Here is a 24,961-nt window from a genome sequence, read left to right as displayed (position 1 = left end):
AGGATCATTGAGGACTTAGATTCAGGCGTTACGCGGCACCATTGCAAAATGCGTATGGGTAACACCATAGGGCGTTCCAATTTCCGGAACGCGGCAAACGCGTCATACATCGGCGAATGCCGAAGCGCTGTCGTATTTTCCGGGATAAACATGCGCTATGCGCCAGACCCCGTTGGTCCGTTGCTGCGCCGTAGAGTGAGCCACTCATACCACCGTCATTTCGCGCCTGAGATCGGGAGCGAAGATGGCCTTGGGGATCAGGGCGTGAACGCCGCGCACGATGTCGACCACCTGCGTCACGCGGAAGCTCGCGGCGATGCTGCACAGGGCGTACGCGTCCAGCTCACTGATCTTCGCGCGCGTCGCCAGAAACTTGATCGCATTGCGCGCAGCAAGCGTCATCGCTGCGTTCAGGTCCTTGTCAAGCCCGATGACGATCCAATGTGTGTCCGTCTCCGCCACCGGCCAGGCCAGGTTCTTCTGCTTGTGGAGGATGATTTGGATGCGCAACTCCTTCATCCGAGTCTCCAGCGCAGTGAGCGAAATCTCGCCGTCCCCCTGCACAGCGTGGCTATCGCCCGTGTAGATGAGGGCTCCCGGCTTCCACACCGGGATGTAGAGCGTCGAGCCTTCGGACAGCTCGCTGAGATCGAGATTGCCGGCGTGCGGGCCTGGAGGCACCGAGCTGGTCACGCCGGGACTCAAGGGTGGAAAATAGCCGTCGGGTGGCGCGACGCCCAGGGTGCCCTGGAACGGCTTCAATGGAATGCTGATGTTAGGCAAAAACTTGCCCTTCATGGCGCCAAGGTCGAGATCAACGTACTTGACCTGCCCCTGCGCATAGTCCTGCGGCAGCAGCCCGGAGCCGAGCGATCCCGGGTTATTGAACACCGCGCCCCATTCGTAGGGACGGATCGATTGGTACCGGATTTCCAGCACGTCGCCCGGTTCGGCGCGGTTCACAGCAATCGGTCCGATGATGGAATGTGGCCCCCGGCCGGGATTACTTGCGCGCATCTGCGCCAGGGTATCAATCGACACTCCTGGCTGCATTTCATTCAGGAAGTGCGACCAAGTATCGGGGAAGCTGATGATGTCGCCCGACTCGATGGTGAGAATGGGCGGCAGGGTGGCATCGAAGACCCCGAGCCGAACCGTTTCCCTGGTCGAAGGAATCACGTGCACGCGACCCTCAGGCTGGGAACGGCGCACAGGCCCAGCGCCGGGCTCCTGCTGCGCCTGCGCAAGACTGGTGAACCACGGCTCAACAGCCGCCAGCACACCCATAAAGCTGCTCGCCTGCAAGAACTTCCGGCGCCAGCGGCCACGGGCTGACAAATAGCCATCAAATGTACACTGATCAACGTGGTTCATATTGAGGAGGCGATCGGAGGCGCGACTGTCAAAGGCCGCGTCCTTGATATCCTCGCGGATGATACCCGTTCCCTTCTCGTCGCCGCAGCCGAAGAGGTCGGCGCAGGCGTGATGGTGATCGTGTGTGTGTTGGTGTGCGCGCTCGAGCTCTGACATGATGACCCTCGCAAATAGAGCTGATGCTAGGGGTTCGCGCCGTCAGCAAACTCCTGCTGAGTTGTCCCGTCAACGGAATGCCCGCTGCCGCCAGCCCAGGCCGTCCATTGGAACAACGAGCCTTTCACACTTCGGCCCTGAGAACGATAAGCTGAAAGAAAGATGCCGTGTTGGGACAGCGGGACTGTCGGATTACATCGCTTGCGCCAACAAAAGTTTGAGCCTTGAATCAGCAACGGCGCGCCAATGCTCAGGTAGTTTTCGAGTATGCCTACCGCTCTCGCAGATGAAGCGATGAAGAGATTCGCCTGGGAGTGGGACGTGCGTGATGGCTTCATGCGTGGTGAACCGGAGAGGTACGCCTGGTCGGTCTAGCTAACCGATTGGGAGTTGGCCAAACGCGTAGCCTCATGCGAGCACCGCCCAGCACGGTCGATGGCCAACAAACGGGAGGAGAACAATGAGCACCTGGCTTAGTGAGCGAGAACAGCGTCTCGTCGCGGGCGCGGAGGCAGCATCGTCGGCAATGCCGATTCCGACCCAGATTGTCTCCAACGGCGAGTATCTCCCGCCCCCGCAGAGCGCGGTCCAGAGACGGGTCGAGGCGCGGATCAACGAGCTCGCCGACGTGAACGGCAAGCACCTCGGCTTGAGCCGCAGGCAGTTCTTGCACACGAGCTGCGGCATGGCCGCGGCGTTCCTCGCCATGAACGACATCTACGGCAATGTTTTCCAGGTCGCACCCGCCGAGGCCCGTGAGCCCGAATTGATGCTGGCCCGGACGCAACGCCTCGCCGACCAGTTCATCTTTGACGTCCAGACCCATTTCGTGCGCGACGACTTCGACCACAAGGAGCTTCTGGGGCTGGCGGACTTTGCGAGCCAGCACTGGAACCCCAAGATGAAAGAGGAAGGCGTTTCCTCGCTCGCCCGCTACAAGTTCCAGAATTACGTGAAGGAGATCTATTACGACAGCGACACCAACATGGCGCTCTTGAGCGGCGCGCCGTTCGACGACCCGAGCTGGTGGCTTCTCTCCAACGAGCAGATCGTCAAGGCAAGAGAACTGATCAACGACTTCGCCGGTTCGCGCCGCCTGCTCGCGCACAGCGTCATCACGCCCAAGCAACCCGGCTGGATGGATGAGGTGGACAAGGCGATCGAGGTCTACAAGCCGGATTCCTGGAAGTCCTACACGATTGGCGATCCGCTGGCGCCCTCGAAGTTCCCATGGCGGCTCGACGACGAGCAGGTGATGTATCCGTTCTATGAGAAAGCAGTGAAGGCCGGCATCAACACGCTGTGTATCCACAAGGGGCTGCTGCCGCCCGATTATGAGAAGTCGTTCGCCGGCGTATGGGAATATGCAACGGCGTGGGACATCGGAAAGGCCGCGAAGGATTGGCCGCAGATGAACTTCGTGATCTATCACTCGGCGCTGCGGCCTTTCCTCGAACTACCCGATCAGGCCTGGGCGGATTTCGAGCAGACCGGCCGTATCCAATGGGCCACCGATCTCGCGGAAATCCCGCAGAAGTTCGGCGTCACCAACGTCTATGCCGAGCTCGGCACATCCTTTGCCAACTCGGCCGTGGCGCATCCGAAGTTCTGCGCTGCGCTGGTCGGCACGCTGATCAAGGGGATGGGTGTCGACCACGTCATGTGGGGCACCGACTCGGTCTGGTACGGTTCGCCACAGTGGCAGATCGAGGCGCTGCGCCGGCTCGAAATCCCCGAGGATATGCAGAGGAAGCACGGTTTTGCGGCGCTTGGCGACGCCAATAGCGCTACCAAGCAGATGATCTTCGCGGGCAACGCAACCAGGTTCTACAAAATCAAGCTGAAGGCGGCCGAGAATACCAGGATGCCGGCCTTTTCCGAGGACCGCCTCGCGGCGCTCAAGAGCGAGTACACACAAGCCTCGAAGCAACCGTCGAACCTGCGCTACGGCTACGTTCGCGCCGCCTAGCAACGGTGGCAGCGGCGGGCAAGCGACAGTCGCGCATGGCCGAGTCCACGCCAAGGAGATCGCGGCACCAGATTCCGGGCTCGGCGCACAAGTCGCGGGCCCCCATTGCGCACTTGCGCAATGGGGAATGACGGCGGCACCGCCTTGATCCTCTCCGTCAAATAGACCACCATCGCGCATCTACCGCTCACGATAGAATGGGCGAGGAAACACGGAAATGAACGGGGTTGGTCTGGTCGAGCGCGCGCGGGCGATCGCGCCGCTGATTGCGGGCGAGGCGGACGAGATCGAGCGGACGCGGCGGCTGACGCCCGCCGTCACTGACGCGCTGATCGAAAACGGGCTCTATCGCGCGCTGCTGCCGCAGAAGCTCGGCGGCACTGAAGCCGCGCCGGAAGCCTTCATGCAGATGCTGGAGGAGATCGCGAAGGCGGATGCCTCCACAGCCTGGTGCCTCGGCCAGTGCAGCGTCTGCGCGATGATTGCAGCGTCCCTCGACCATGACACCGCGCACGAGATCTTCAACACACCGCCCGGCATCCTCGCCTGGGGCGCGATCGCACATGAGGCGCGCGCGGTCGAGGGCGGCTATCGCGTCAGTGCGCGCTGGGATTTTGCCTCGGGCTCGCGGCAGGCGAGCTGGCTGGGCGCGCATGTCCGCATCCTCGGTGCCGACGGCACGCCGCGCAAGAATGCCGATGGCTCGCCGGAGGTGCGCACCATCCTGTTTCCCGTTGCGAGCGCGACGCTCCACGACGTCTGGAATGCGATCGGGCTCGCCGGCACCGGCACCGATTCGTACGAGGTGCGTGACCTCTTCATCCCCGAGCGCTTCGCGACGTTTCGTGATGTACCGCAGGCCCTGCGCGAGCCGGGCCCGCTCTACAGGCTCGGGACCGGTTCGGCCTTCAGCCTCGGCTTCGCCGCGGTCTCGCTCGGGGTCGCGCGCGCCACGCTGGATGCCGCAATTGCGCTGGCGCGCGGCAAACACCAGTCGCTCGCCACAAGCGCGATGCGCGACAACCAGGCTGTCCAGGGCCTGATCGGCCGCACCGAAGGCGATCTTCGCGCCGCCCGCGCCTATCTCTACGCGACGGCAAGCGCGATGTGGCGTGACCTGGCCGCGACCGGCGAGTTCGGCAGTGCGCACCGCACCGCGGTCCGGCTGGCCGCGACCTGGACCATCCATCAGGCGGCAAAAGTGGTCGACACCGCCTATCACATGGCGGGCGCGACCGCCGTATTCCGCAGCAATCCGTTCGAGCGGCGGTTTCGCGACATGCACGCGATCGCCCAGCAGCTCCAGGCCCGCGACACGCATTACGAGGATGTCGGCAAGGTGATCCTCGCGGGCGCCGGGTCATGAGGCGATGAGTCTTGATTGAATCCGTGCATGCCGAGAGCGCAAGCGCAGGCAGCCCCGTTGAGGCCATCCTTCGAGATGCCGCTATCGGCGGGAGATTGTCTCGTTCCGCATCGTCATTGCGAGCCAACGGGGCCGCGCGTCGCGCGGACCCGTTGGCTCGCAATGACGGAGTGCGGTGCGCCGTCACGCCACAAGCGCGGCGTCCTCGTCACCAGCGGCATCGATTCCGCGCTGCGCGGCCAACAGGCTGATGATCTCGGCATTGGGCCGGGCCTTGCTGAACAGAAAGCCCTGACCCTCGTCACAGCCTTCCGCCCTGAGGCAGCTCAACTCGGCTTCGGTCTCGACGCCCTCGGCGGTGATGGTGACCCCTAAACCTTTGCCGAGGCTGACGATCGAGCGAATGATCGCCTGCGCCTCGCGATTGGCCCCTAAGTCGCGCACGAAGGACTGGTCGACCTTGATCTTGTCGAACGGAAAGCTGCGCAAATAACTGAGGCTGGAATAGCCGGTGCCGAAATCGTCCATCGAGATGCGCACGCCGAGCGCGCGCAGCGCGTGCAGCGTCGCCAGCACCTGCGCGCTCTTCTCGAGCAGCAGCGTCTCGGTGATCTCGAGCTCGAGGCGGCGCGGCAGCAGGCCGGACTGCTTCAGGGCGTCGGTCACGATCGAAAGCAGATTGCCGCTGCGGAACTGGAGCGGCGACAGGTTGACGGCGACGCGGACGTCATCCGGCCAGGTCGCAGCATCGAGGCAGGCGCGGCGCAGCATCAAGCCGCCGAGCGGATTGATCAAGCCGGTTTCCTCCGCGACCGGAATGAACTCGGCCGGCGAGACCATGCCGCGTTCGGGATGCGGCCAGCGCACCAGCGCCTCGAAGCCGGTGATGCGCCCGCTGGAGAGATCGACCAATGGCTGGTAATAGGGCCGCAGCACGTCGTTCTGGATCGCGTCGCGCAGCTCGACCTCGATCTTGCGGCGGCTTTGGGCCCTGGCATCGAGGGCAGCCTCGAAGAACGCGAAGGTGCCGCGGGCATCGATCTTGGCGCGCGACAGCGCCATGTCGGCGCTCTTGAGCAGCTTCTCCGAATCCTCGCCGTCGGCGGGCGCCATTGCGATACCGATGGAGGCGCCGATCACCACGGAATGACCGTCAAGCAGATAGGGATCGGCGACGGCTTCGAGGGGGCGCTTGGCCAGCATCACCGCGTCCTCGGGGCGTGCGAGCCCGCTCTGCACGATGGCGAACTCGTCCGAGTTCAGCCGCGCCAGCGCATCCTCCTCGCGCAAGGTCGAGCGCAGCCGCTTGGCTACGCCGCGCAGCAGCTTGTCGCCGACCGCGTGTCCCAGCGTGTCGTTGACCGCCTTGAAATTGTCGAGCCCGAGCATCAGCACCGCGACCTTCTCGGCGCTGCGGCGCGTGTGCAGAAGCATCTCGTCCATCTGCTGGCGCAGCAGGTTGCGGTTCGGAAGGCCCGTGAGCCCGTCATGCTGGGCCATGAAGGCGAGCCGCGCCTCGGCGCGCTTGCGTTCGGTGATGTCCATCAGCGCGAGCAGCACCGCCGGCCGGCCGGCATAGGTCAGCTCGCGGGAGTAGATCGCAAGATCGATCAGGGCGCCATCGGCCTTGACGTGCTTCCAGGTGCGCGCGGCCTGCTCCTCGCTGGAGCGGTCGGTGGTCCAGGGCGGTTCGCTGTCGAACGCCTGCAGCGACCGGATCGTCAGCTTCTCGAACTCGGTACGGCTATAGCCGTAGTGAGCGATGGCGGCATCGTTGACGCCGAGAATGCATTCGTCATCGAGCGCGCACACGATCATGGGGACGGGATTGCCGTCGAACAGCAGGCGGAACGAGGCCTCACGCTGCTTCAATTCGGTGATGTCGACGCGCAGGCCGACGACGCCGCCATCATCGGTCAGCCGCTCCTCGATCAGGATGACGCGGCCGTCGGCTAGCTTCTGCTCATGGCGTGCGCCCGGTTGATAGAGTTTCTGCAGCCGCTCGGAGATCCACTCGTCCTCGTGGCCGATCGCCTCCGGATAGTCGCCGCGCGCGACGCCGACGCGCAAGGTATCTTCGAGGCGCGCGCCTTCCGCGAACAGATCGGCGGTCTTGCGATAGATCTCGGCGTATTTCCTGTTCCAGAGGACATAGCGGCCTTCGGCATCGAGAAAGACGATGCCCTGCGGCAGGATGTCGATGGCCTGGCGAAGGCGTTCATGCGACTTGCGCGCGTCCGCGATCGCAGCCTCCGCCTCGGCGCGGCTGCGCATGAGTTCGTCGATCTCGACAGACGAACTTTGCGGAGCTGCGGCCGCAGAGCCAGGCATGCGCAAGCGCCCGCGGCTCCAGGCCAACCGCTTTCGCTTTCTTGCTTTTCGAGACCCCAAACTCAACGTCACACGTCCCACTCGCACCCAGTGGCCGCAAGTCTTCGGGCAAGTGTCTGAAAAAACAGTAATCTCGGGCCGTGACCTGCAGCGCCGTCCGCTGCGACAGGTTGCGAATCTTAGTTTTGTGCCTGTTTGCGAGGCGCCGCCGTCCAAGCTGGCGCGGCAGCCGAGGCATACAGTCTCGATCGAAGAGTGGAATGGCGCAAAAAAACGCGCGCTCTTCATGAATCAAGTCCGGCGACGTGTCCATTTGCACACAGGGCAGGCCCATTCCGGATTGCTTCGCGCGAATTTTGGTCAATCCGACACACGGTTATCGCTGCGTTAATAAAGAGGCCGCCGGAGGCAGGCATGACCTAAATCTTAACCCTGACGTTGTGTTGGGCTATAACAACGTCTGCATGAGTCCCCGCCGCATCACCCCTCTCCTGCTCCTGTTGGCTCTCCTGCTCGCCGGCGCTGCGCTGGCCCAGGACAAGGGCAGCGTGAATCCAAATCCGCTGCCGCCGCTCGCCAATCCCAACGATCCCAAGATCGGCGCCAAGGAGCTGTTCGCGCGACAAGTCCTGCCCTCGAAGGGGCCGGCGCATGTCATCGGCTCTTACGTCAAGGGCTGCATCGGCGGCGCCGCGCAGATGCCGCTCAACGGCGACAATTGGCAGGTGATGCGGCTGTCGCGCAATCGCAATTGGGGCCACCCCGACATGATCGCGCTGATCAAGCGGCTCGCGGCCAAGGCGCACAAGGACGCCGGCTGGCCGGGCATCCTGGTGGGCGACATCGGCCAGCCGCGCGGCGGCCCCGCATTGTCGGGCCATGCCAGCCATCAGATCGGATTGGACGCCGACATCTGGCTGACGCCGATGCCCGACCATCGTCTTTCGCGCGAGGAGCGCGAGGAGATGTCGGCAGTGATGATGGTGCGCGAGGACCGGCTCGATATCGATCCGAGAGTGTTCACGTCAGGTCACGTGCTGGTGCTGCGCGACGCCGCGCAGGAGCCGGCGGTGCAGCGCATCTTCGTCAATGCCGCGATCAAGAAGGCGCTGTGCCGCGAGGCCAAGGGCGACCGCTCCTGGCTGTCGAAGATCCGCCCCTGGTGGGGCCACGACTATCACTTCCACATCCGCATGCGCTGCCCGCCGGGCGCCAGTGAATGCGAGAGCCAGAAGTCGCAGTCCGAGGACGAAGGCTGCAAGCCCTCCGACCTCGCCTACTGGTTCAGCGATGCGGTGCTGCACCCGAAGCCGCCACTGATCCCGCCCAAGCCCAAGCCGCCGATGACACTGGCGCAGATGCCGGCCGCCTGCAAAGCCGTGCTGCATGCGCCGGATGCGAAGCCGTAGCGCTCACCGCCGTCGTCCTGGCGATAGCCGGAACGACGACGAGATCGCACCGATGCGCTTATGCCGGATGACAAGTCACTAGCTGGCTTGCACCGCGCGAATGCGCTAGGATGCGGCGTCGCCTTGGCCGTAAGCGGGCGGCTTTACCGGGATGCGTATCCCGCCCTCACCGATCCGATTCATCTCCCACGCGCGGCATTGTCGCGCGCGCCAGCGTCGCGAGAGCTCCATGCGCATCAGTGCACGCAACCAGATCAAGGGCACCGTCGTCGAGGTCACGAAGGGAGCAACGACCTCCCACGTCCGTGTCGACATCGGCAACGGCACGATCGTGACCTCCGCGATCACCAACGAGGCGGTCGACGATCTCGGCATCAAGGTGCAGGGCCAGGTCTTCGTCGTGATCAAGGCCTCCGACGTCATGATCGCGGTCGACTGACATGCGCACGTCTCTGATCCTCGCGCTGCTGCTGCTCGGTGCCGGCCCCGTTCTCGCGGCCGAAGAGCCGAGCGGCTGCGACAAGTTCAAATGGCCGATCGCGCGCGAGCGCGCCGCGCTCACGACGCCGGACCGTGCGAAGCTCGCAACGGGGAGCGAACAGGCGACCTTGCCGTCATCGGCCATTACGCTGGGACTGGTGACGCCCGCGGACGCCAAGCTGCCGACGCCCCCCGAACGCACGCCTAAGGAGGGTACCTTTGCCGGCTTCGCGAGCTTCAAGGCCGCGCCCAAGGCTGGGCTCTACACCGTCAGCCTCTCGGCCGGCGCCTGGGTCGACGTGATACAGGACGGGCACGTGCTCAAGCCCGTCGCCTTCAGCGGCGCGACCGCTTGCGACGGCATCCGCAAGACCATGAAATACGAGCTTGCCGCACAGCCCTTGGTGCTCCAGGTCAGCGGCGCCAAGGACAACGCTGTCTCGATCGCGATCCTGCCGGCGCAATAGACCCGCCTCCAGACAAACCGTCGCCTTTGACCTGAAGCCTCAGCCTGCTATCTTCGCGAGCAGCGATATCCCCGTCGGCCGTAAGCCGCTACGGGGCCCCGCGGAACAGCGCTTCCGCCCATCGTGCCTGACCCACCAACGCCAGATTTGCGCGTGCGCCTGCACGCGCGAGCTTGCACGGAGCGCTATCCATGTTTCGCATTGCCGGACTTTTCACCGCCTTCGTGATCCTCGCGGGCGCGAGCCTCTCGCCCGCCGCCGCCGAGGACAAGACCATCACCGTGTTCGCCGCGGCCTCGATGAAGAACGCGCTCGACGAGATCGACGCCGCCTACACCGCCAAGACCGGCATCAAGTTCAGCGTCAGCTATGCCGCGAGCTCAGTGCTCGCGAGGCAGATCGAGCAGGGCGCGCCGGCCGACGTGTTCGTCTCCGCCGATACCGACTGGATGGACTACGCGACGGCTAAGAAGACCATCAACGAACAGACCCGTGTCAACCTGCTCGGCAACAACATCGTGCTGATCGCGCCGAAGGATTCCAAAATCGATCACGTGACGATCGCCCAGGGCTTCGATCTCGCAAAGCTCGCCGGCGACGGCAAGATCGCGACCGGCGACGTGAAGGCGGTACCGGTCGGCAAATATGCCAAGGCGGCGCTGGAGAAGCTCGACGCTTGGCAGGCGGCGGAGGCGAAATTCGCCATGGCCGAGAGCGTGCGCGCGGCGCTGACGCTGGTGGCCCGCGGCGAGGCTGCGCTCGGCATCGTCTATTCGACCGACGCCAAGGTCGAGCCCGGCGTCAAGATCGTCGGCACCTTCCCGGCGGATTCGCATCCCGCGATCATCTATCCGGTCGCGGCGACCACGGCAGCGAAGCCGGAGACCAGCGGCTATCTCGCCTTCCTGCGCTCATCGGTGGCCAAGCAGATTTTGGAGAAGTACGGCTTCAAGTTCCTGATCAGCCCGACAACTTGATTTTTGCGACTTGATGTTTGCGATTTGATGTCCGAGATCACGCCTGCGGAATGGACGGCGATCCTGCTCTCGCTCAGGGTCGCCGTCATCGCAACGCTGGTGGCGACGCCGTTCGGCGTTGCCCTGGCATGGCTGCTCGCCCGCCGCGACTTCTGGGGCAAGTCGCTCGTCGACGCGCTGGTGCACCTGCCCTTGGTGCTGCCGCCTGTCGTCACCGGCTATCTCCTGCTTCTCAGCTTCGGCCGCCGCGGCCTCGTCGGCGGCTTTCTCGCCGATCATCTCGGCATCGTCTTCGCCTTCCGCTGGACCGGCGCGGCACTCGCCTGCGGCGTGATGTCGTTTCCGCTTCTGGTGCGGCCGATGCGGCTGTCAATCGAGGCGATTGATCGTCGGCTCGAGCAGGCCGCCGAGACGTTGGGCGCGGCGCCCTGGAAAATCTTCTTCACGGTGACACTGCCGCTGGCGCTGCCCGGCGTGCTCGCTGGCATGGTGCTCGGCTTTGCCAAGGCAATCGGCGAGTTCGGTGCGACGATCACTTTCGTCTCCAACATTCCCGGCGAGACCCAGACGATCTCCTCGGCGATCTATTCGCTGATCCAGACGCCCGATGGCGACGCTGCCGCGGGCCGGCTCGTCATCATCTCGATCGTGCTCGCGCTCGGCGCGCTGATCGTCGCCGAGTGGTTCGCTCGCCGCGCGACCGCGCGATTGCATGGAAACTGACATGCTGCATGTCGAGGTCGAAAAACAACTCGGTGAGTTCTCGCTGCACGCCTCCTTCACCAGCGAGGGCCGCGTCACCGGCCTGTTCGGCGCGTCGGGCGCCGGCAAGAGCTCGCTCGTCAACATGATCGCGGGCCTCTTGCGTCCCGACCACGGAACCATCGCGATTGACGGCGATGTCGTCGACGACACCGCGGCCGGCATCCACGTACCGACCTATCGCCGCCGCATCGGCTACGTTTTCCAGGACGCGCGGCTGTTTCCGCATCTCAACGTCGCGCAGAATCTCGATTACGGCCGGCGGATGAATCGCCTCGCGCCCGATCCCGTGCAGCACAAGCGTATCATCGACCTGCTCGACATCGGCGCGCTGCTCGACCGTCGCCCCGGGAAACTCTCCGGCGGCGAACGCCAGCGCGTCGCGCTCGGACGCGCGCTCCTGTCCAAGCCGCGCCTGCTGCTGCTCGACGAGCCGCTCGGCGCGCTGGACGAAGGCCGCAAGCTGGAGATCCTGCCCTATTTGATGCGGCTGCGCGACGACGCCAATGTGCCGATGGTCTATGTCAGCCACGACGTCGCCGAGTTGCGCCAGCTCGCCACGCAAATCGTGATGCTGAAGCAAGGCCGGGTGACGTCGTTCGGCGGGGTGAAGGTGTTGTCGTGAGGCGTTGGCAGGGAGGAGTTGTGGCGCGAGACTGGCAACCCACGAGTCTTCGCCAAACTCGATCCTGTGGTTATGGGTCCCGGGCTCGCGCTATGCGCGCCCCGGGACGACGGTGAAGATGACGCTATTTCATCGCGTCATCTTCAGATCGCGCCGGCCTACCACCCACGCTCGACGTTGCGCACGTCGCCGGTGCTGGCGTCGACAAAGACCTGCATCCAGCGGCCGGTACGATCGCGGCCCTCGATCCGCCATTCGTCGCCGAGGAACTGGGTGTGGGAGACGGTCATGACGCCGATGTCGGTCGCGACATCGAGCGCCGCCTGCATCGAGATCTGATCGCCCGTATCGAAGGCCATCGCCGGCGCGGCCGCCCCTAAGCCGATCGCGACGATGGCCGGCAAGATGAGTTTTCGCATGGACTGCTCCTGTCAAAGACGTTGACCGTTACGCCGCTAGGAACGAGCAGAACGGGCATGCGTTCCGGCCGCAACCCTAAGGGAACAGCGGAAACTTTCGGCGCTTGCGGCGTTTTGGTGGCAGGTTCCCTACGAAATGGGCGCCACTCTCTCCCGAACTTCAGGACGCCGTTTTATGGTATGGCGCTTCAACAAACTCCGTCATTGCGAGCGCAGCGAAGCAATCCAGACTCTCACCGCGGAAAGATTCTGGATTGCTTCGCTGCGCTCGCAATGACGAGAGTGGGGCTGGTTCCGTCCTGCCAAACTCGATACGGAACGCGCGGCACCTAAATCCCCGCCACCGAGGTCCAGAGATCGGCGAGCTTGCGCCGCAGGGCCTGCGCGCGCGTCACGGGCTCCGGCTTCTCCTCGTCCTCCGGCAGGCGCAGGCCGACGACGTTGACGCGGCCACCGGAGATCGAGCGGGCCACCAGCACGATCTCGCCGAGCGCGAGCTCCGCACCCTCCTTCGGTGCGCGATCGAGGTGAACGTCGAAATAATCGGCCAGGGTCAGCCTGCCCTCGTCCTCGCTCACCTTCACGCCATAGATCTCGGCGAGCTCGGCGAGGGTGTGCTCGCCGGAGACCATGAAGTCGCCGAGCAGATGCGGATCGGGCGCCGAGCTCGGCTGCATGTCGACGAAGAAGCGGTCGAGCGACTCGGCCTTTTCCGGCGGAGCGAGCAGATAGATGTAGTCGCCCGGCGCGATCGGATCGGCCTCGTTGGGCGTCAGGATGCTCTCGTTGCGGATCACCAGCGTCGGCTTGGACCATGACGGGATCAGACCGCGGCGGAAATACAGGCTCTTGGGACGGACGGAATAGCCGACGAGCTGCTGCTCGAGCTGGCCGGGCAGGTCCAGCTCGACGCGGCGCGGCCCGCGCTCGGCGCGCGGCAGCGCCACGTGCAGCTTCCGCGCAGCGGGCGCCAGCGTCCAGCCCTGCAGCAAAAGCGAGATGATGACGACGACGAAGGCGACGTCGAAATAGAGATAAGCCTTCGTCAATCCGACCAGCATCGGGATAGATGCAAGGAAGATCGCGACCGCACCGCGTAAGCCCGTCCAGGCGATGAAGATCTTCTCGCGCCAGTTGAAGCGGAAAGGGGCGAGGCACACGAACACCGCCAGCGGTCTTGCGATCAGCATCAGCACAAAGGCGACTTCGACGGCCGGCAATGCGCTGGCGCCGAGCCGCTGCGGGGAGACCAGAAGGCCGAGCAGCACGAACATCACGATTTGCGCGAGCCAGGTCGCCGCGTCGAGAAATGTCACCACCGAATTGTGGGCGCGCGTCGGACGGTTGCCGATAATGATGCCGGCAAGATAGACCGCGAGGAAGCCGGAGGCGTGCACGATCTGCGAGCCGCCGAAGATGACGAGCGCCGCGGTGGTGACGAACGGCGCATGCAGGCCCTGCGGCAGCGCCACCTTGTTGAGCGCCACGACGACCAGGCGTCCGCCGATCACGCCGATGACGGCGCCCAGCACCGCCTCCTGGATGAATTCGATCAGCACATGGCCCGCCGTGCCCGACCCCAGCGAGATGTATTCCACCAGCATCAGCGTGAGGAAGATCGCGAAGGGATCGTTGGTGCCTGACTCCGCCTCCAGCGTCGCACCGACGCGCGGACGCAAGCGCAGGCCCTGGGTGTGCACCAGGAGGAATACCGCAGCGGCGTCGGTCGAGGCGACGACCGCGCCGACCAGGAGCGCCTCGGACCAGTTCAGGTCGAGCGCGAATTTGGCGAAGGGGGCAGTGATCAGCGCGGTGAGGAGCACACCGGCGGTCGCAAGCACCACCGACGGCGCGAGCACGGTCCGGATGCTCGCAAACCGCGTCCGCAAGCCGCCGTCGAACAGGATCAGTGCGAGCGCCACCGAGCCGACCAGATAGGTCGTGCGCACATCGTCGAACTGGAGCTGCCCGGGGCCGGAATCGCCCGCCAGCATGCCGATCGCAAGGAAGACCAGCAGCAGCGGCGCGCCGAAGCGTAGCGCGAGCAGGCTCGAGAGGATGCCGGCCATCACCAGGACGGCGCCGAGCAGAATGGCGATGCTGACCGAGTCGAGAGAAGCCATGTGGTGCTGCGGGTTACTCCAAGATCGACGGGATTCAGTTCAGACGGGCACTGGCCGGGCCACTCCCTCGCCCGCTTGCGGGGTCGGGACGAGCAGAGTTCGCCCTGAGAGGGTGGCGTGAGGGCGAGTCTCCACAGGGACGGTGACTGAGAGACTCGCGGAGAGTCCCCCTCACCCGAAATTCAAGCTGCGCTCGAATTTCGACCTCTCCCCGCAAGCGGGGAGAGGTGAGGTGTGCCACGACCGACAGATTTGCCCAGCTCGAAAACATGTGCTCATGATCCTTATCGTCGTCGCATTCCCGCGCCAACCCATTTTCTCCCGCTCGCGGCAATCTGCCCGTATTTTGCGGCCTTAACTCGCATCACATGGCGGTGTATCGATGGTTCGGCCGCTCCCTTTGTGGGATTCTGCGGCGCCCTCGAATCATCCGTCCCGCCCTGATCACCGACGAGACCGCCCGAATGGACATGGACCTCAAAGACCTCACGGAGTTCGTGCAGACGACCGCGCGCAGCGTCGGCGCCGAGATCTCGTCGCCGTGGTTCTACCTCCAGTTCGGTCTCATCCTGACCGCGGCCGGCATCGCCTATGCGGCGGAAGCGGGCATTCGCAACCGCGTGGACATGACGAACCTGGCGATCCGCTGGCCGCTGCCACTTCGCCACTTCGCCCGCGTGATGGTCTCCAGCGCCTCCACGGCGGTGTTCACCCTGCTCGTGATCATCTCCCGCGTGGTGATGTATCATGCGACCTGGCCGAGCCGGAGCTACCTGCTGATGGTCGCCGCGAAGCTGGGGCTGGCCTGGCTCGCGATTCGGCTCGTGACCTCGGTGCTGCGCAACGCCTTCATCGTCAAGCTGGTGTCGATCACGGCGTGGTTCGTCGCGGCCCTCTCCATCATCGGCCAGCTCGATGCGACGGTGGAGATGCTCGACTCCTTCGCGATCGTGCTCGGCGGCCTGCGGCTGACGCCGCTGCTGCTGATCAAGGCGGGCGCGCTCCTGATCATCGCGCTCTGGCTCACCAACGTCGCGAGCAATTTCGCCGAGAGCCGGATCAACTCAACGACCGACCTGACGCCGTCGGTGCAGGTGCTGCTGGTCAAGATCATCCGGATCGGCCTTCTCACCGTCGCCATCGTGATCGCGCTCGGCGCGGTCGGCATCGATCTGTCTGCACTCGCGGTGTTTTCCGGCGCGGTCGGCGTCGGCATCGGTATCGGCCTGCAGAAGATCGTCGCCAACTTCATCTCGGGGATCATCCTGCTCGCCGACAAGTCGGTGAAGCCGGGCGATCTCGTCACCATCGGCGACAATACCGGCCGCATCAGCGCGATGAAGACGCGCTATATTTCCGTTGCCGCCGGCGACGGCCGCGAATTCCTGGTGCCGAACGAGGACTTGGTGACGCAGAAGGTCGTCAACTGGACCTATACGGACAAGAACACGCTGGTGAAGATCACCTTCGGCACCAACTACGACGCCGATCCGAGGCTCGTCTGCAAGCTCGCGATCGAGACCGCCGCCGCCCACCCGCGCGCGCAGAAGGGCAAGCCGCCGAACTGCATCCTGACCGAGTTTGCCGAGGCAGGGATGAAATTCTCGCTGACCCTCTGGCTCGCCGATCCCGACGGCATGGACAACGTCAAGAGCGACGTCATGCTGGCGCTGTGGGAGGCCTTCAAGCGCGAAGGTATCCGGGTTCCCTACCCCGTTCGCGAAATCCGCATCCGCGGCGGCGCTCTGCCGGTGGAAACCACCGTAGAAGTCCCGAATTGAGTCGCCTTTCAGACGCAGGACGGCCAAGCTTGGCTTGCATGAAGGCCGGCGATCATTAGATTAGGGCGTGAAATCAAGCCCTTCCGCCGACATCGCGACCAGCCTCGAGCCCGTAAAGATCGCAACCAGATGAGCTACGTCGAAGCCACCGATACCTCGCTCCGCAAGACCGGACAGATCAAGCTGCATGGCCCGAGCGCCTTTGCCGGCATGCGGAAGGCGGGAGCGCTGGTGGCCAAGTGTCTCGACGAACTCACCGACATCGTCGGCCCGGGCGTGCCGACCTCGCGCATCGACGAGTTCGTCCGCGAGTTCGCCTTTGGCCACGGCGCCTATCCGGCGACGCTGATGTATCGTGGCTATCGCTATTCGACCTGCACCTCGCTCAACCACGTGGTCTGCCACGGCATGCCCGGCGATCGGCCGCTGAAGGAAGGCGACATCGTCAACATCGACGTCACCTTCATCGTCGACGGCTGGTATGGCGATTCCAGCCGGATGTATGCGATCGGCCCGATCGCGCGCAAGGCCGAGCGGCTGATCGAGGTGACTTACGAGGCGATGATGCGCGGTATCGCCGCAGTGAAGCCGGGCGCCACCACCGGCGACATCGGCCACGCCATCCAGAGCTTCGTCGAACCGCAGGGCATGAGCGTGGTGCGTGATTTCTGCGGCCATGGTCTCGGGCGCATGTTCCACGATGAGCCCAACATCATCCATATCGGCCGACCCGGCGAGGGCGTCCAGCTCAAGCCCGGCATGTTCTTCACCATCGAGCCGATGATCAATCTCGGCAAGCCGCATGTGAAGATCCTTTCCGACGGCTGGACCGCCGTGACCCGCGACCGCTCGCTGTCGGCGCAGTTCGAGCACTCCGTCGGCGTGACCGCCACGGGCGTCGAGATCTTCACGCTGTCGGAACGGCACGGCGAGAAGCAGATCGGCTGATTTTTTTAGCGCGGCTCGCTCACACCATCGCGACGTCTATCGCCGGCGCCGGAATGACGATGGTGGCCGCTTGTAGGTTGCGGCAAAGGCATCGTTAAACCGACGAACGCTGCCGAATCCGGCCGCGAAGGCGATCTCCGCCAATGTCATATCGGTCTGATCGATCAGGCGCTTGGCTTCCTGCACGCGCCGCGTCGCGGCAATCTCGCTGGGGCTTGCGCCGGCGTGGCGCATGAACAGGCGCAGCAGATGGCGCGGCCCGACTCCAAGGATTTCGGCGAGCTCCGCCATCGACCCCCGATCCAGAAAACCGTCATTGATCAGGCGCATCCCGCGCGCAACGGTAGTGGCTGTCCCCATCCACGCCGGTGACCCCGGCGCTGCTTCCGGCCGGCAGCGCAGGCACGGGCGAAAACCGGCCCGCTCGGCGGCGGCCGCGGTCGCATAGAAGGTGACGTTCTCGGAGCGCGCCGGGCGAACCGGGCAGACCGGCCGGCAATAGATCCGCGTCGAGCGAACGCCGGAGAAGAACAGGCCGTCGAACGCGCGGGCACGCGCCAGCCGCGCCCGATCGCAGGTCTCCCAATCGAGATGCGGCGGCAGCACTTGCCGATGGGCTGGAATTCTCGCCATGACGGAAAGGTAGTCTCAACCCATCCCGCCGAGTAGCCGAAACCGGACTCGATCGGGCGATGAGGTCCGAATTCGGCCAGCCTGCGCCGCCGTTCGGGATCATGGTGGCGACAAGTTCCGGAGCAGATCCCATGAGCACGCAGGCGCCACAGGCAAGGTCAGGGCAAACCACACTCGCGCGCGAGATCGGGCTGTTACTGCTCCTTTCGCTGATCTGGGGCAGCTCATTCACGCTGATCAAGGTGGCGATCCCGACGATTCCGCCGTTCACAATGGTTGCCGTACGCGTGACGATCGCAGCCATTCTCCTGACCCTGATCGCCACCGCGCAAGGACACTTCCTTCCCCGCCAAGGGTCGGTCTGGCTCGCTTTCTTCGTGCAAGGGCTGCTGCAGAGCGCGCTGCCATTCACCCTGATCAGTTGGGGCGAGATGCATATCGCGAGCGGGCTGGCCGGCGTGCTCAATGCAACCCCGCCGATGTTCGTGCTCGCGATCGCGATGATCACCGGACGCGGGCGCCGGACCATAAGCAGCCAAAAGGTCATCGGTGTCGGTCTTGGCCTCGCAGGCGTGGCCGTGACAATGGGCATCGATGCGCTCTCCGGGATCGGCACGGCGGCACCGCTGGCGCAAGCGGCCGTGCTCGGCGCGAGCCTTTGCTACGCGCTCGCGCCGATATGGGGACAGCGGTTCTCGAACCTTCCCGCAATCGTCACGGCCGCCGGTGCCATGAGCTGCGCCGCGATCCTGATGCTGCCCGCGGCCGCCGTCCTCGAGCAGCCATGGAGGCTGGCGCTGACGGCACAGGCGATCACGGCGGTCGTCACCCTTGCGGCCGTCTGCACCGCGCTTGCGATGGTGATCTATTTCCGGCTGATCCACACGCTCGGCCCACTCGGCACGACCAGCGGGAGCTACCTGCGCGCGGGATTCGCGGTGGCACTCGGCATCGCCCTGCTTGGCGAGCGCTTTACCTGGTCTGGTCTGGCCGGAATGCTGCTCATTGTGGCCGGGGTGGTGGCTGTCACGGTGCCTCCACGGAAGCGACACAGCGAGAAACAATCGATCTGATTGCCGCCATTGTCGCAGCTTGATCTTGCCATCCCCCCTGCCGATGACGATCTCTCCTCGGGGCTAACAGGAGAGATGATTGGCCAAGTCAACGCGTCGCGGTTTCCTTGGATTCGTGTCCGCCAGCGTCGCCGGCCTGCTGCAGACCCGTGCCCAAGCAGCTCCAGCCACCGCCGACATCGAGCCGGCCTGCATCCTGACGCCCCAGGCGGAGGAAGGGCCGTTCTATGCCGACCCGAAACTCGTTCGGTCCGACATTACGGAGGGCAGGCCCGGCGTGCCGCTGACACTGAGGCTGCGCGTGATCGAAGCCGGGCCCTGCACGGCAATCAAGGACGCCCGGGTCGACATCTGGCATTGCGATGCAAAAGGCCTCTATTCGGCCTTTCCCGGCCAGGGTGACGGCCACAACGTCGACGCGACCAGCAAGACGTTTTTGCGCGGCACGCAAGTCACCGACGAGGCCGGCTGGGTTGCGTTCAACACCATCTATCCCGGCTGGTATGACGGCCGTGCCACGCACATCCATTTCAAGGTGTTTTTGGACGACCGCACGGTGCTGACCGGGCAGACTTTCCTGCCCGACGCACTGAACGAGTTCATCTACGTCAACGTTCCCGCCTACAAGGACCGCGCCCGGCAGCGCACGATCATCAACGCCAATGACTATGTGATCGGACGCTCCGACCCCGAGCATCGCGCCTTCTGCGCGGTGAAGGAGGAGCGCGACCGCTACGTTGCGACGCTGACGCTCGGCGTCGACCGCCGCGCCGATGCGACCGCCGGGCGCCGCGGACCTCCGCCGGGTCCATCGCCGTCAGGCATGGGCGGATCGATGTTCGGCCGCCCGATCAAGGACCGGCTCGCGGCGCTGGTGCCGGGATTGAAGCCGGGGCGCTAGAGCGGCGCCAGCGCAATTGACGGTTGCAAAAGACGTGACCCGCGGCGATGCTGGCGCGCGATGCCCGCCAAACCCGACTCCGGCAACAGCAAGTCTGAGGACACGCCGCACTATCACGGCCATCGCGAGCGGCTGCGCGAGCGCTTCTATAGCGCCGGTCCGGATGCGCTCAGCGACTACGAGCTGCTGGAGATGGCGTTGTTTCCGGCGCTGCCGCGTCGCGACACCAAGCCGCTCGCGAAGACGCTGATCAAGACCTTTGGCTCGTTTGCCGAGGTCGTTCATGCGCCCGTCGCGCGGCTGCGCGAGGTCGACGGCGTGGGCGAGTCAGTCGTCAACCAGCTCAAATTGATCGCGGCCGCCGCAAGCCGCGTGACCAAGGGCGAGGTCAACAGCCGCAACGCGCTGTCATCCTGGAACGAGGTGATCGACTATTGCCGCTCCAGCATGGCGTTTGCCGACAAGGAGCAATTCCGACTGCTCTTTCTCGACAAGCGCAACCAGCTCATCGCGGACGAGGTGCAGCAGACCGGTACTGTCGATCACACGCCGGTCTATCCGCGCGAGGTGGTCAAGCGCGCGCTTGAACTATCGGCAACTGCCCTGATCCTCGTGCACAACCACCCCTCAGGCGATCCCTCGCCCTCCCAGGCCGACATCCAGATGACCAAGGCCATCATCGATATCGCCAAACCGCTCGGCATCGCCGTGCACGACCACATCATCGTCGGTAGAAGCGGGCATGCGAGCCTGCGCGGGATGCGGTTGATCTAGGTCATCCGCCGCCCGTTTACCAACTATTAACTCTTCGCTTCGGGCCGCAGGGAACGTGTGTCACACTCATTCATCATCGAAGGAGGGGAATCGATGGTGAATCAGATAATCGAGCGCATGTGGAGCACGGGCCTGTCGTTGCTGAGCCCGGGCTATCTGGTCGACTGGCTTCTCGACCAGATCGAGAAATTGAGCCCAATGATGATGCCTGCTCCTATAGACATGCCGTCGTGCCAGCAGAGACGGGTCGAAACGCGCCTCGACTAACTCGGCGCGACGAAGCCTTACGCCGGCGATCACGCGCGTGACGCCGGCGGCAGGTCAAAGCAAAACTTCTCAATAGCAATATCGCGAATCGATCCGCACGTAGTAGCCGTCCGGACGCTGCATGTAGCAGCCGCGCTGATAGGCATAATAGCCGGAGCGGCGCCGCTCGCCTTCGGAGGCGATCGCAGCACCGGTGCCGGCGCCGACAACGGCGCCGATTGCCGCTCCGCGGCCGCCACCAAGCGCACCTCCCAGGATCGCCCCGCCGACGCCGCCGATGATGGCGCCACCGACGGCATCCTGCGCCGCCACCTCATGAACCGGCATCGCCATGGCAACCGTCAGACATGCCGCAATTCCAAGACCTCGAAGCATTTTCGCAATCCTCCCCATCTGATGCCGCAAGTGATAGCGCGGGCTACGAATTCCAGCCACAGCAATCGCGGATTTCTGGGAATTGGTACTGTTCTCGATGTCCGCGGCGAGGCCGCGACGGAACGAAGACACCGTGACTGGACACGCCCATCGGAAGCAAGTCTACATTTCCGGCGGCGCCGACATATTCACTTCGCCCTATGAGCCGTCGAGAACGGCGCAAAGCGATCGGCGAGGTCTCCACCGCCGCGTCTAGAATCAATCAAAACTGGAATCTCTCAAAACCGAATTGACGATGCGGCACGATCAGCAAGCCGTACTGATCGCCCTTTTGCCTATTTTTCCCGACGCTTAGCAGGACAAGGTCGAGCCGTAACTGATCCACGTGCGGTGCGCGCTTAGATCGATTCCGGACTGAGACCTATTGTCACGCCTTCGTATGTCACTGTAGCCGAGGGCCAGAGGCTTTCTCTGAAGGGGACAACAGTGAAGCGTTTAGTGGGACCGATCTGCGCGGCGACTGTGATGCTGTCCGCTTGCCAGGCAAATGCAGGGGAATCGCCGTTCGGCTGGATCTACACCGCCGATCTGCATCCGCAGGGCACGTTTGAATACGAGCACAAGTCGTTCATGCAAGCCGGCCAGTCGCAGGGCCAGTATTTCCTGATGCGGAACAAGGAGGAGATCGAGTACGGCCTCACCAACCAGCTCCAGATTTCCGGCTACTTCAACTGGAGTTACGCTAACGCCTACCGCAACGGATTCGATGGGACAACGGGCGGACCGGGCGCAACACAATTCCTGGACGCATCCTTCGATCAATACTCGCGTTACGAGAAGACGCGTTTCGACTCAGTTTCCTTCGAGGCGATCTATCAGGTTCTGAACCCCGTGACCGATCCCATCGGTCTTGCGCTTTACATCGAGCCGGAGATCGGCCCGAAGGAGAAGGAGCTTGAATGGCGGGTAATCCTGCAGAAGAATTTTCTCGACGATCGCCTGATCCTCGCCCTCAACATCATGGGCCAGCATGAGCGCGAGGTCTATGCCGACGGTTCAATCGAAAGAGCTTCGCCGATCGACGTGACGTTCGGTGCGTCCTACCTCGTGGCGCCGAACTGGATGATCGGCCTCGAGACGCGCATTCACAACGAATTCACTGGCTATTGGTTTAATAACCCCGAACATTCGGCGTTCTTTGCCGGACCAGTCATCCACTATGGCCAGAAGGAATTCTGGTGGACGCTGGCCTGGCGCCATCAGCTTCCGATGGTCATCACCTACAATGAGGATCAGGCGTCGGTCGTGAAGCACGGACGCATCTACGGCGACGAGCATGCGCGCGACGAGGTGATGTTCCGCCTCGGCGTTCCTTTCGCCGTGAAATGAACTCCGGCATTTCGAGGCAGCAAGATGAAGTGGACACCACTCATCGCAGCGCCGGCGGCGATCGTCGTGATCGCGCCGGCAAGCGCCAACGTGTACATGAGCGAACAGCAGGCGATGCAGGCGATCTTTCCCGGCGCCTCGTTCTCGCCCGGCGGCAGGGCGGGCGTTTTTCGTGCCTCCTCGGGCGGGATCGTCGTCATCGACCGCGTGCTGGGCAAGCACGAATACATCAAATACGCCGTCGGCATCACCGCCGCCGGCACGGTCAAGCGCATCGAGATCCTCGAATATAACGAGTCCTATGGCTATGAAGTTCGGGAGGCCTCGTGGCGGTCGCAATTCGTCGGCAAGAGCGCGAGTTCGCCGCTGCAGCTAAACGTCGATATCAAGAACATCAGCGGCGCGACGCTGTCGGCCAAGCATATCACCGATGGCGTGCGGCGCCTGGTCGGGCAGTTCCAGAGTTTGAAGGGGCAGTAGGCCATGAGGCGCGCGCGACCGCTGCTGGGCACGATCGTGGAGATCGAGGTCGACGGCATCGCACAGGCCGCCGCCGAAAAGGCGATTGCCGGCGCCTTCGAGGCGGTATCGCTGGTTCAGCGCTTGATGAGTTTCCACGATGGCAGGAGCGACATCGGGCGCATCAACCGGGAGGCGTTCCGGTTGCCTGTGACGATTCACCCCTGGACGGCACGCGTTCTGCGTCATGCTCAGACGCTTCATGCTGCAAGCAACGGCCTGTTCGACTGTGCAGTCGGCTTCGAGTTGATGCGACGCGACTTGCTGCCATCGGACGACCTCGATCATGTTGCCGCGGGCGACTTCGGCGCAGTGCACCTTTCGGCCGATCGATCCGTGCGCCTGACGACACCTGTCGCAATCGATCTTGGCGGAATCGCCAAGGGCTATGCGGTGGATCGTGCCATCGCCTCGCTTCGGTCGGCAGGCATCCGAAGTGCGACCGTCAATGCCGGCGGCGATCTGCGCGTGATGGGCGAGATCGACCAGCCGATCCACGTGCACGTTCCGAACGTAGGCCTGATCCCGGCGGGACACTTACGCAACGGTGCCGTTGCAACCTCCTCTGCCGCCGCTACTATCGGTCGAGACGGGGCGTCTCGGTCGCCGAGCTCCGGAACGGACGGCCGAGCCTATTCGGTGGTCGCGCCGAGCTGCATCGTCGCCGATGCGCTGACCAAGATCCTGGTTCAGACCGGCGAGCCACAGCACCCCTGCTTCGCGCGCTTCGGCGCGACGGCTTTCATCACCGCCGGCAACCTGCCATCGATCGCGGCCTGAACCCATGCGCCTCGGCCTTGTTCAGAAGAGCGTTGTCTGGACTACCACCAGCGTGGTCGCACTGAGCGGCCTCGCCTGGTTCGTCCTGCACGACCTTGTCGAGGCCGAGCCCGGTGAAAGTGAGCGGCTGCTGCTGACGCTGCACGGTATCTCGGCCTATGCGATGCTGATCGTGATTGGCTCGTTGCTACCGCTACATGTGCGTTCGGGCTGGAAACGGCAGCGCAAGCGGTGGACCGGCGGCACTACGCTCGCCACGCTCGTCTTGCTGGCTGTGACAGGCCTCGTTCTCTACTACGGGAGCGAACAGACCCGCGAGCCGGCCCGCTGGGTCCACATCGCCATCGGGCTCGCCTGTATCGCGCTGTTTCCCGTCCACGCGATGCTCACTGCAGCGGTCAGGCGCAGCGTGGACGCCGCCGCGCCGCGCGAAGATCAGACAACGGAAGGCCGGAGCCGCTTTGCATCCGCGATCATCGGCCGACGCTAGTCGCCGGGACGATTTTTAAACGAATCTCGTTCGAGTCATGGGGACAGCCAACGCTGCACCGCCTCAGTGGTGTCCGCCGGCGTCGTATTGAAGCAGATTGCGGCATTTGGCGCCAGACGATGCACGAGATTGAGGATCTTCTCGAACAACAGGAGGCGCTCCTTCGGTTCTCGCAGGCCCGCGCCGATCACGATGCAATCGAAGCTCTCGTCGCGCAACGCCGCCGTAACGGCGGCTTCCGCCGTGACGTCGAGATCGATCAGGCAGCTCGTGACCTCGAAGCCGAGACCGCGCAGCCGCAGGAGCTGCGCCTCGATGTAGTTACGGACGAGCTCAGGCGTGAGCTGCGGCAGCGCACTATAGTCCACGCTGCCCGGCTCGATGCCGATCGCAAGAACGCGCTTGGTCATGCGGGGCCTCCTGCGGGATCATCGCTGTCGCTAACGGATGACGGGTCCGGCGGGTTCCGGGATTCCGGCGTCGTCGTATCGCCGGCTGCGCGAAAGATTGCGGCCTTTGACCGCGGCAACCTCAGCGATTTCGTACCCGCCGTGTAAGCCAGTTCACACGCGA

General features: G+C 64.1%; 26 protein-coding genes. 19 read left to right on the top strand and 7 right to left on the bottom strand.

Annotated features, from left to right (window positions below; all coding sequences use genetic code 11):
* Nucleotides 1-204: 204 nt before the first annotated feature.
* Nucleotides 205-1,530: an acetamidase/formamidase family protein gene (locus MTR72_RS35625; RefSeq protein ID WP_280967937.1), complete on the bottom strand. Its 1,326-nt coding sequence runs from the start codon at nucleotides 1,528-1,530 to the stop codon at nucleotides 205-207.
* Between the two features lie 460 nt (nucleotides 1,531-1,990).
* On the opposite strand from MTR72_RS35625, the gene MTR72_RS35620 reads away from it, so the two are divergent.
* Both MTR72_RS35620 and MTR72_RS35615 read left to right on the top strand, forming a co-directional pair.
* Nucleotides 1,991-3,499 (top strand): amidohydrolase family protein, encoded by a 1,509-nt coding sequence (locus MTR72_RS35620; protein ID WP_280967936.1) that lies wholly within the window; start codon nucleotides 1,991-1,993, stop codon nucleotides 3,497-3,499.
* Between the two features lie 217 nt (nucleotides 3,500-3,716).
* Nucleotides 3,717-4,865 carry an acyl-CoA dehydrogenase family protein gene (locus MTR72_RS35615; protein WP_280967935.1) on the top strand — a complete coding sequence of 383 codons (1,149 nt, stop codon included), beginning with the start codon at nucleotides 3,717-3,719 and terminating at the stop codon, nucleotides 4,863-4,865.
* A 183-nt stretch (nucleotides 4,866-5,048) separates the two neighbouring features.
* On the opposite strand, the gene MTR72_RS35610 is transcribed toward MTR72_RS35615, so the two are convergent.
* Complete coding sequence (locus MTR72_RS35610) at nucleotides 5,049-7,196, bottom strand: putative bifunctional diguanylate cyclase/phosphodiesterase (RefSeq protein WP_341512006.1); 2,148 nt, start codon at nucleotides 7,194-7,196, stop codon at nucleotides 5,049-5,051.
* Here MTR72_RS35610 and MTR72_RS35605 point away from each other — a divergent pair.
* The 7 genes from MTR72_RS35605 (at nucleotide 7,195) to modC (ending at nucleotide 11,916) form a co-directional block, all read left to right on the top strand.
* Nucleotides 7,195-7,587: a hypothetical protein gene (locus MTR72_RS35605; RefSeq protein ID WP_280967932.1), complete on the top strand. Its 393-nt coding sequence runs from the start codon at nucleotides 7,195-7,197 to the stop codon at nucleotides 7,585-7,587. The genes MTR72_RS35610 and MTR72_RS35605 overlap by 2 nt on opposite strands.
* Nucleotides 7,588-7,660: 73 nt before the next feature.
* Nucleotides 7,661-8,605, top strand: coding sequence for a penicillin-insensitive murein endopeptidase (gene mepA / locus MTR72_RS35600; protein WP_280967931.1), 945 nt, complete (start codon nucleotides 7,661-7,663; stop codon nucleotides 8,603-8,605).
* A gap of 229 nt (nucleotides 8,606-8,834) precedes the next feature.
* Complete coding sequence (locus tag MTR72_RS35595) at nucleotides 8,835-9,044, top strand: TOBE domain-containing protein (protein WP_341512005.1); 210 nt, start codon at nucleotides 8,835-8,837, stop codon at nucleotides 9,042-9,044.
* Between the two features lies 1 nt (nucleotide 9,045).
* Nucleotides 9,046-9,552 carry a hypothetical protein gene (locus MTR72_RS35590; protein ID WP_280967929.1) on the top strand — a complete coding sequence of 169 codons (507 nt, stop codon included), beginning with the start codon at nucleotides 9,046-9,048 and terminating at the stop codon, nucleotides 9,550-9,552.
* A gap of 191 nt (nucleotides 9,553-9,743) precedes the next feature.
* Nucleotides 9,744-10,529, top strand: coding sequence for a molybdate ABC transporter substrate-binding protein (gene modA, locus MTR72_RS35585; RefSeq protein WP_280967928.1), 786 nt, complete (start codon nucleotides 9,744-9,746; stop codon nucleotides 10,527-10,529).
* A 27-nt stretch (nucleotides 10,530-10,556) separates the two neighbouring features.
* Nucleotides 10,557-11,252, top strand: coding sequence for a molybdate ABC transporter permease subunit (gene modB, locus MTR72_RS35580; protein ID WP_280967927.1), 696 nt, complete (start codon nucleotides 10,557-10,559; stop codon nucleotides 11,250-11,252).
* Nucleotide 11,253: 1 nt separating this feature from the next.
* The gene (modC, locus tag MTR72_RS35575; RefSeq protein ID WP_280967926.1) at nucleotides 11,254-11,916 is read left to right on the top strand and encodes a molybdenum ABC transporter ATP-binding protein; all 663 of its coding nucleotides are present in this window, start codon (nucleotides 11,254-11,256) and stop codon (nucleotides 11,914-11,916) included.
* A gap of 158 nt (nucleotides 11,917-12,074) precedes the next feature.
* Here modC and MTR72_RS35570 read toward each other — a convergent pair whose 3' ends face one another.
* Nucleotides 12,075-12,335 (bottom strand): hypothetical protein, encoded by a 261-nt coding sequence (locus tag MTR72_RS35570; protein ID WP_280967925.1) that lies wholly within the window; start codon nucleotides 12,333-12,335, stop codon nucleotides 12,075-12,077.
* A 329-nt stretch (nucleotides 12,336-12,664) separates the two neighbouring features.
* On the bottom strand, nucleotides 12,665-14,458 hold the full coding sequence (locus tag MTR72_RS35565; protein ID WP_280967924.1) for a potassium/proton antiporter: 1,794 nt from the start codon (nucleotides 14,456-14,458) through the stop codon (nucleotides 12,665-12,667).
* A 464-nt stretch (nucleotides 14,459-14,922) separates the two neighbouring features.
* On the opposite strand from MTR72_RS35565, the gene MTR72_RS35560 reads away from it, so the two are divergent.
* Entirely contained in the window at nucleotides 14,923-16,239 is a 1,317-nt protein-coding gene (locus tag MTR72_RS35560; RefSeq protein ID WP_280967923.1) for a mechanosensitive ion channel family protein, read from the top strand.
* 129 nt (nucleotides 16,240-16,368) lie between these two features.
* A complete protein-coding gene (map, locus tag MTR72_RS35555; RefSeq protein ID WP_341512004.1) occupies nucleotides 16,369-17,187 on the top strand; it encodes a type I methionyl aminopeptidase in 819 nt (272 codons plus the stop codon).
* 36 nt (nucleotides 17,188-17,223) lie between these two features.
* Here map and MTR72_RS35550 read toward each other — a convergent pair whose 3' ends face one another.
* Entirely contained in the window at nucleotides 17,224-17,820 is a 597-nt protein-coding gene (locus MTR72_RS35550) for a bifunctional transcriptional activator/DNA repair enzyme AdaA (RefSeq protein ID WP_280967921.1), read from the bottom strand.
* 131 nt (nucleotides 17,821-17,951) lie between these two features.
* On the opposite strand from MTR72_RS35550, the gene MTR72_RS35545 reads away from it, so the two are divergent.
* The 4 genes from MTR72_RS35545 (at nucleotide 17,952) to MTR72_RS35530 (ending at nucleotide 20,835) form a co-directional block, all read left to right on the top strand.
* A complete protein-coding gene (locus MTR72_RS35545) occupies nucleotides 17,952-18,893 on the top strand; it encodes a DMT family transporter (RefSeq protein ID WP_280967920.1) in 942 nt (313 codons plus the stop codon).
* A gap of 79 nt (nucleotides 18,894-18,972) precedes the next feature.
* A complete protein-coding gene (locus MTR72_RS35540) occupies nucleotides 18,973-19,794 on the top strand; it encodes an intradiol ring-cleavage dioxygenase (protein WP_280967919.1) in 822 nt (273 codons plus the stop codon).
* 60 nt (nucleotides 19,795-19,854) lie between these two features.
* Entirely contained in the window at nucleotides 19,855-20,568 is a 714-nt protein-coding gene (gene radC / locus MTR72_RS35535) for a RadC family protein (protein WP_280967918.1), read from the top strand.
* A gap of 93 nt (nucleotides 20,569-20,661) precedes the next feature.
* A complete protein-coding gene (locus MTR72_RS35530; RefSeq protein ID WP_280967917.1) occupies nucleotides 20,662-20,835 on the top strand; it encodes a hypothetical protein in 174 nt (57 codons plus the stop codon).
* 69 nt (nucleotides 20,836-20,904) lie between these two features.
* Here MTR72_RS35530 and MTR72_RS35525 read toward each other — a convergent pair whose 3' ends face one another.
* Entirely contained in the window at nucleotides 20,905-21,210 is a 306-nt protein-coding gene (locus MTR72_RS35525; protein WP_280967916.1) for a YMGG-like glycine zipper-containing protein, read from the bottom strand.
* A 486-nt stretch (nucleotides 21,211-21,696) separates the two neighbouring features.
* On the opposite strand from MTR72_RS35525, the gene MTR72_RS35520 reads away from it, so the two are divergent.
* The 4 genes from MTR72_RS35520 to MTR72_RS35505 are packed head-to-tail and all read left to right on the top strand — an operon-like array spanning nucleotide 21,697 to nucleotide 24,388.
* Nucleotides 21,697-22,599: a DUF6662 family protein gene (locus MTR72_RS35520; RefSeq protein ID WP_280967915.1), complete on the top strand. Its 903-nt coding sequence runs from the start codon at nucleotides 21,697-21,699 to the stop codon at nucleotides 22,597-22,599.
* 24 nt (nucleotides 22,600-22,623) lie between these two features.
* Nucleotides 22,624-23,079, top strand: a complete 456-nt coding sequence (locus MTR72_RS35515) for an FMN-binding protein (protein ID WP_280967914.1) — start codon at nucleotides 22,624-22,626, stop codon at nucleotides 23,077-23,079.
* A 3-nt stretch (nucleotides 23,080-23,082) separates the two neighbouring features.
* Nucleotides 23,083-23,898, top strand: a complete 816-nt coding sequence (locus MTR72_RS35510; protein ID WP_280967913.1) for an FAD:protein FMN transferase — start codon at nucleotides 23,083-23,085, stop codon at nucleotides 23,896-23,898.
* A 4-nt stretch (nucleotides 23,899-23,902) separates the two neighbouring features.
* Nucleotides 23,903-24,388, top strand: coding sequence for a hypothetical protein (locus tag MTR72_RS35505; RefSeq protein ID WP_280967912.1), 486 nt, complete (start codon nucleotides 23,903-23,905; stop codon nucleotides 24,386-24,388).
* Nucleotides 24,389-24,423: 35 nt separating this feature from the next.
* Here MTR72_RS35505 and MTR72_RS35500 read toward each other — a convergent pair whose 3' ends face one another.
* Entirely contained in the window at nucleotides 24,424-24,798 is a 375-nt protein-coding gene (locus MTR72_RS35500) for a hypothetical protein (RefSeq protein WP_280967911.1), read from the bottom strand.
* Between the last annotated feature and the right edge of the window lie 163 nt (nucleotides 24,799-24,961).

It is taken from the genome of Bradyrhizobium sp. ISRA442, from assembly GCF_038085055.1.
In the GTDB taxonomy this organism is placed as follows: Bacteria; Pseudomonadota; Alphaproteobacteria; order Rhizobiales; family Xanthobacteraceae; genus Bradyrhizobium.
The sequence above is the reverse complement of the archived record's forward strand: the minus strand, read 5'-3'. Positions and strand labels throughout refer to the sequence as shown.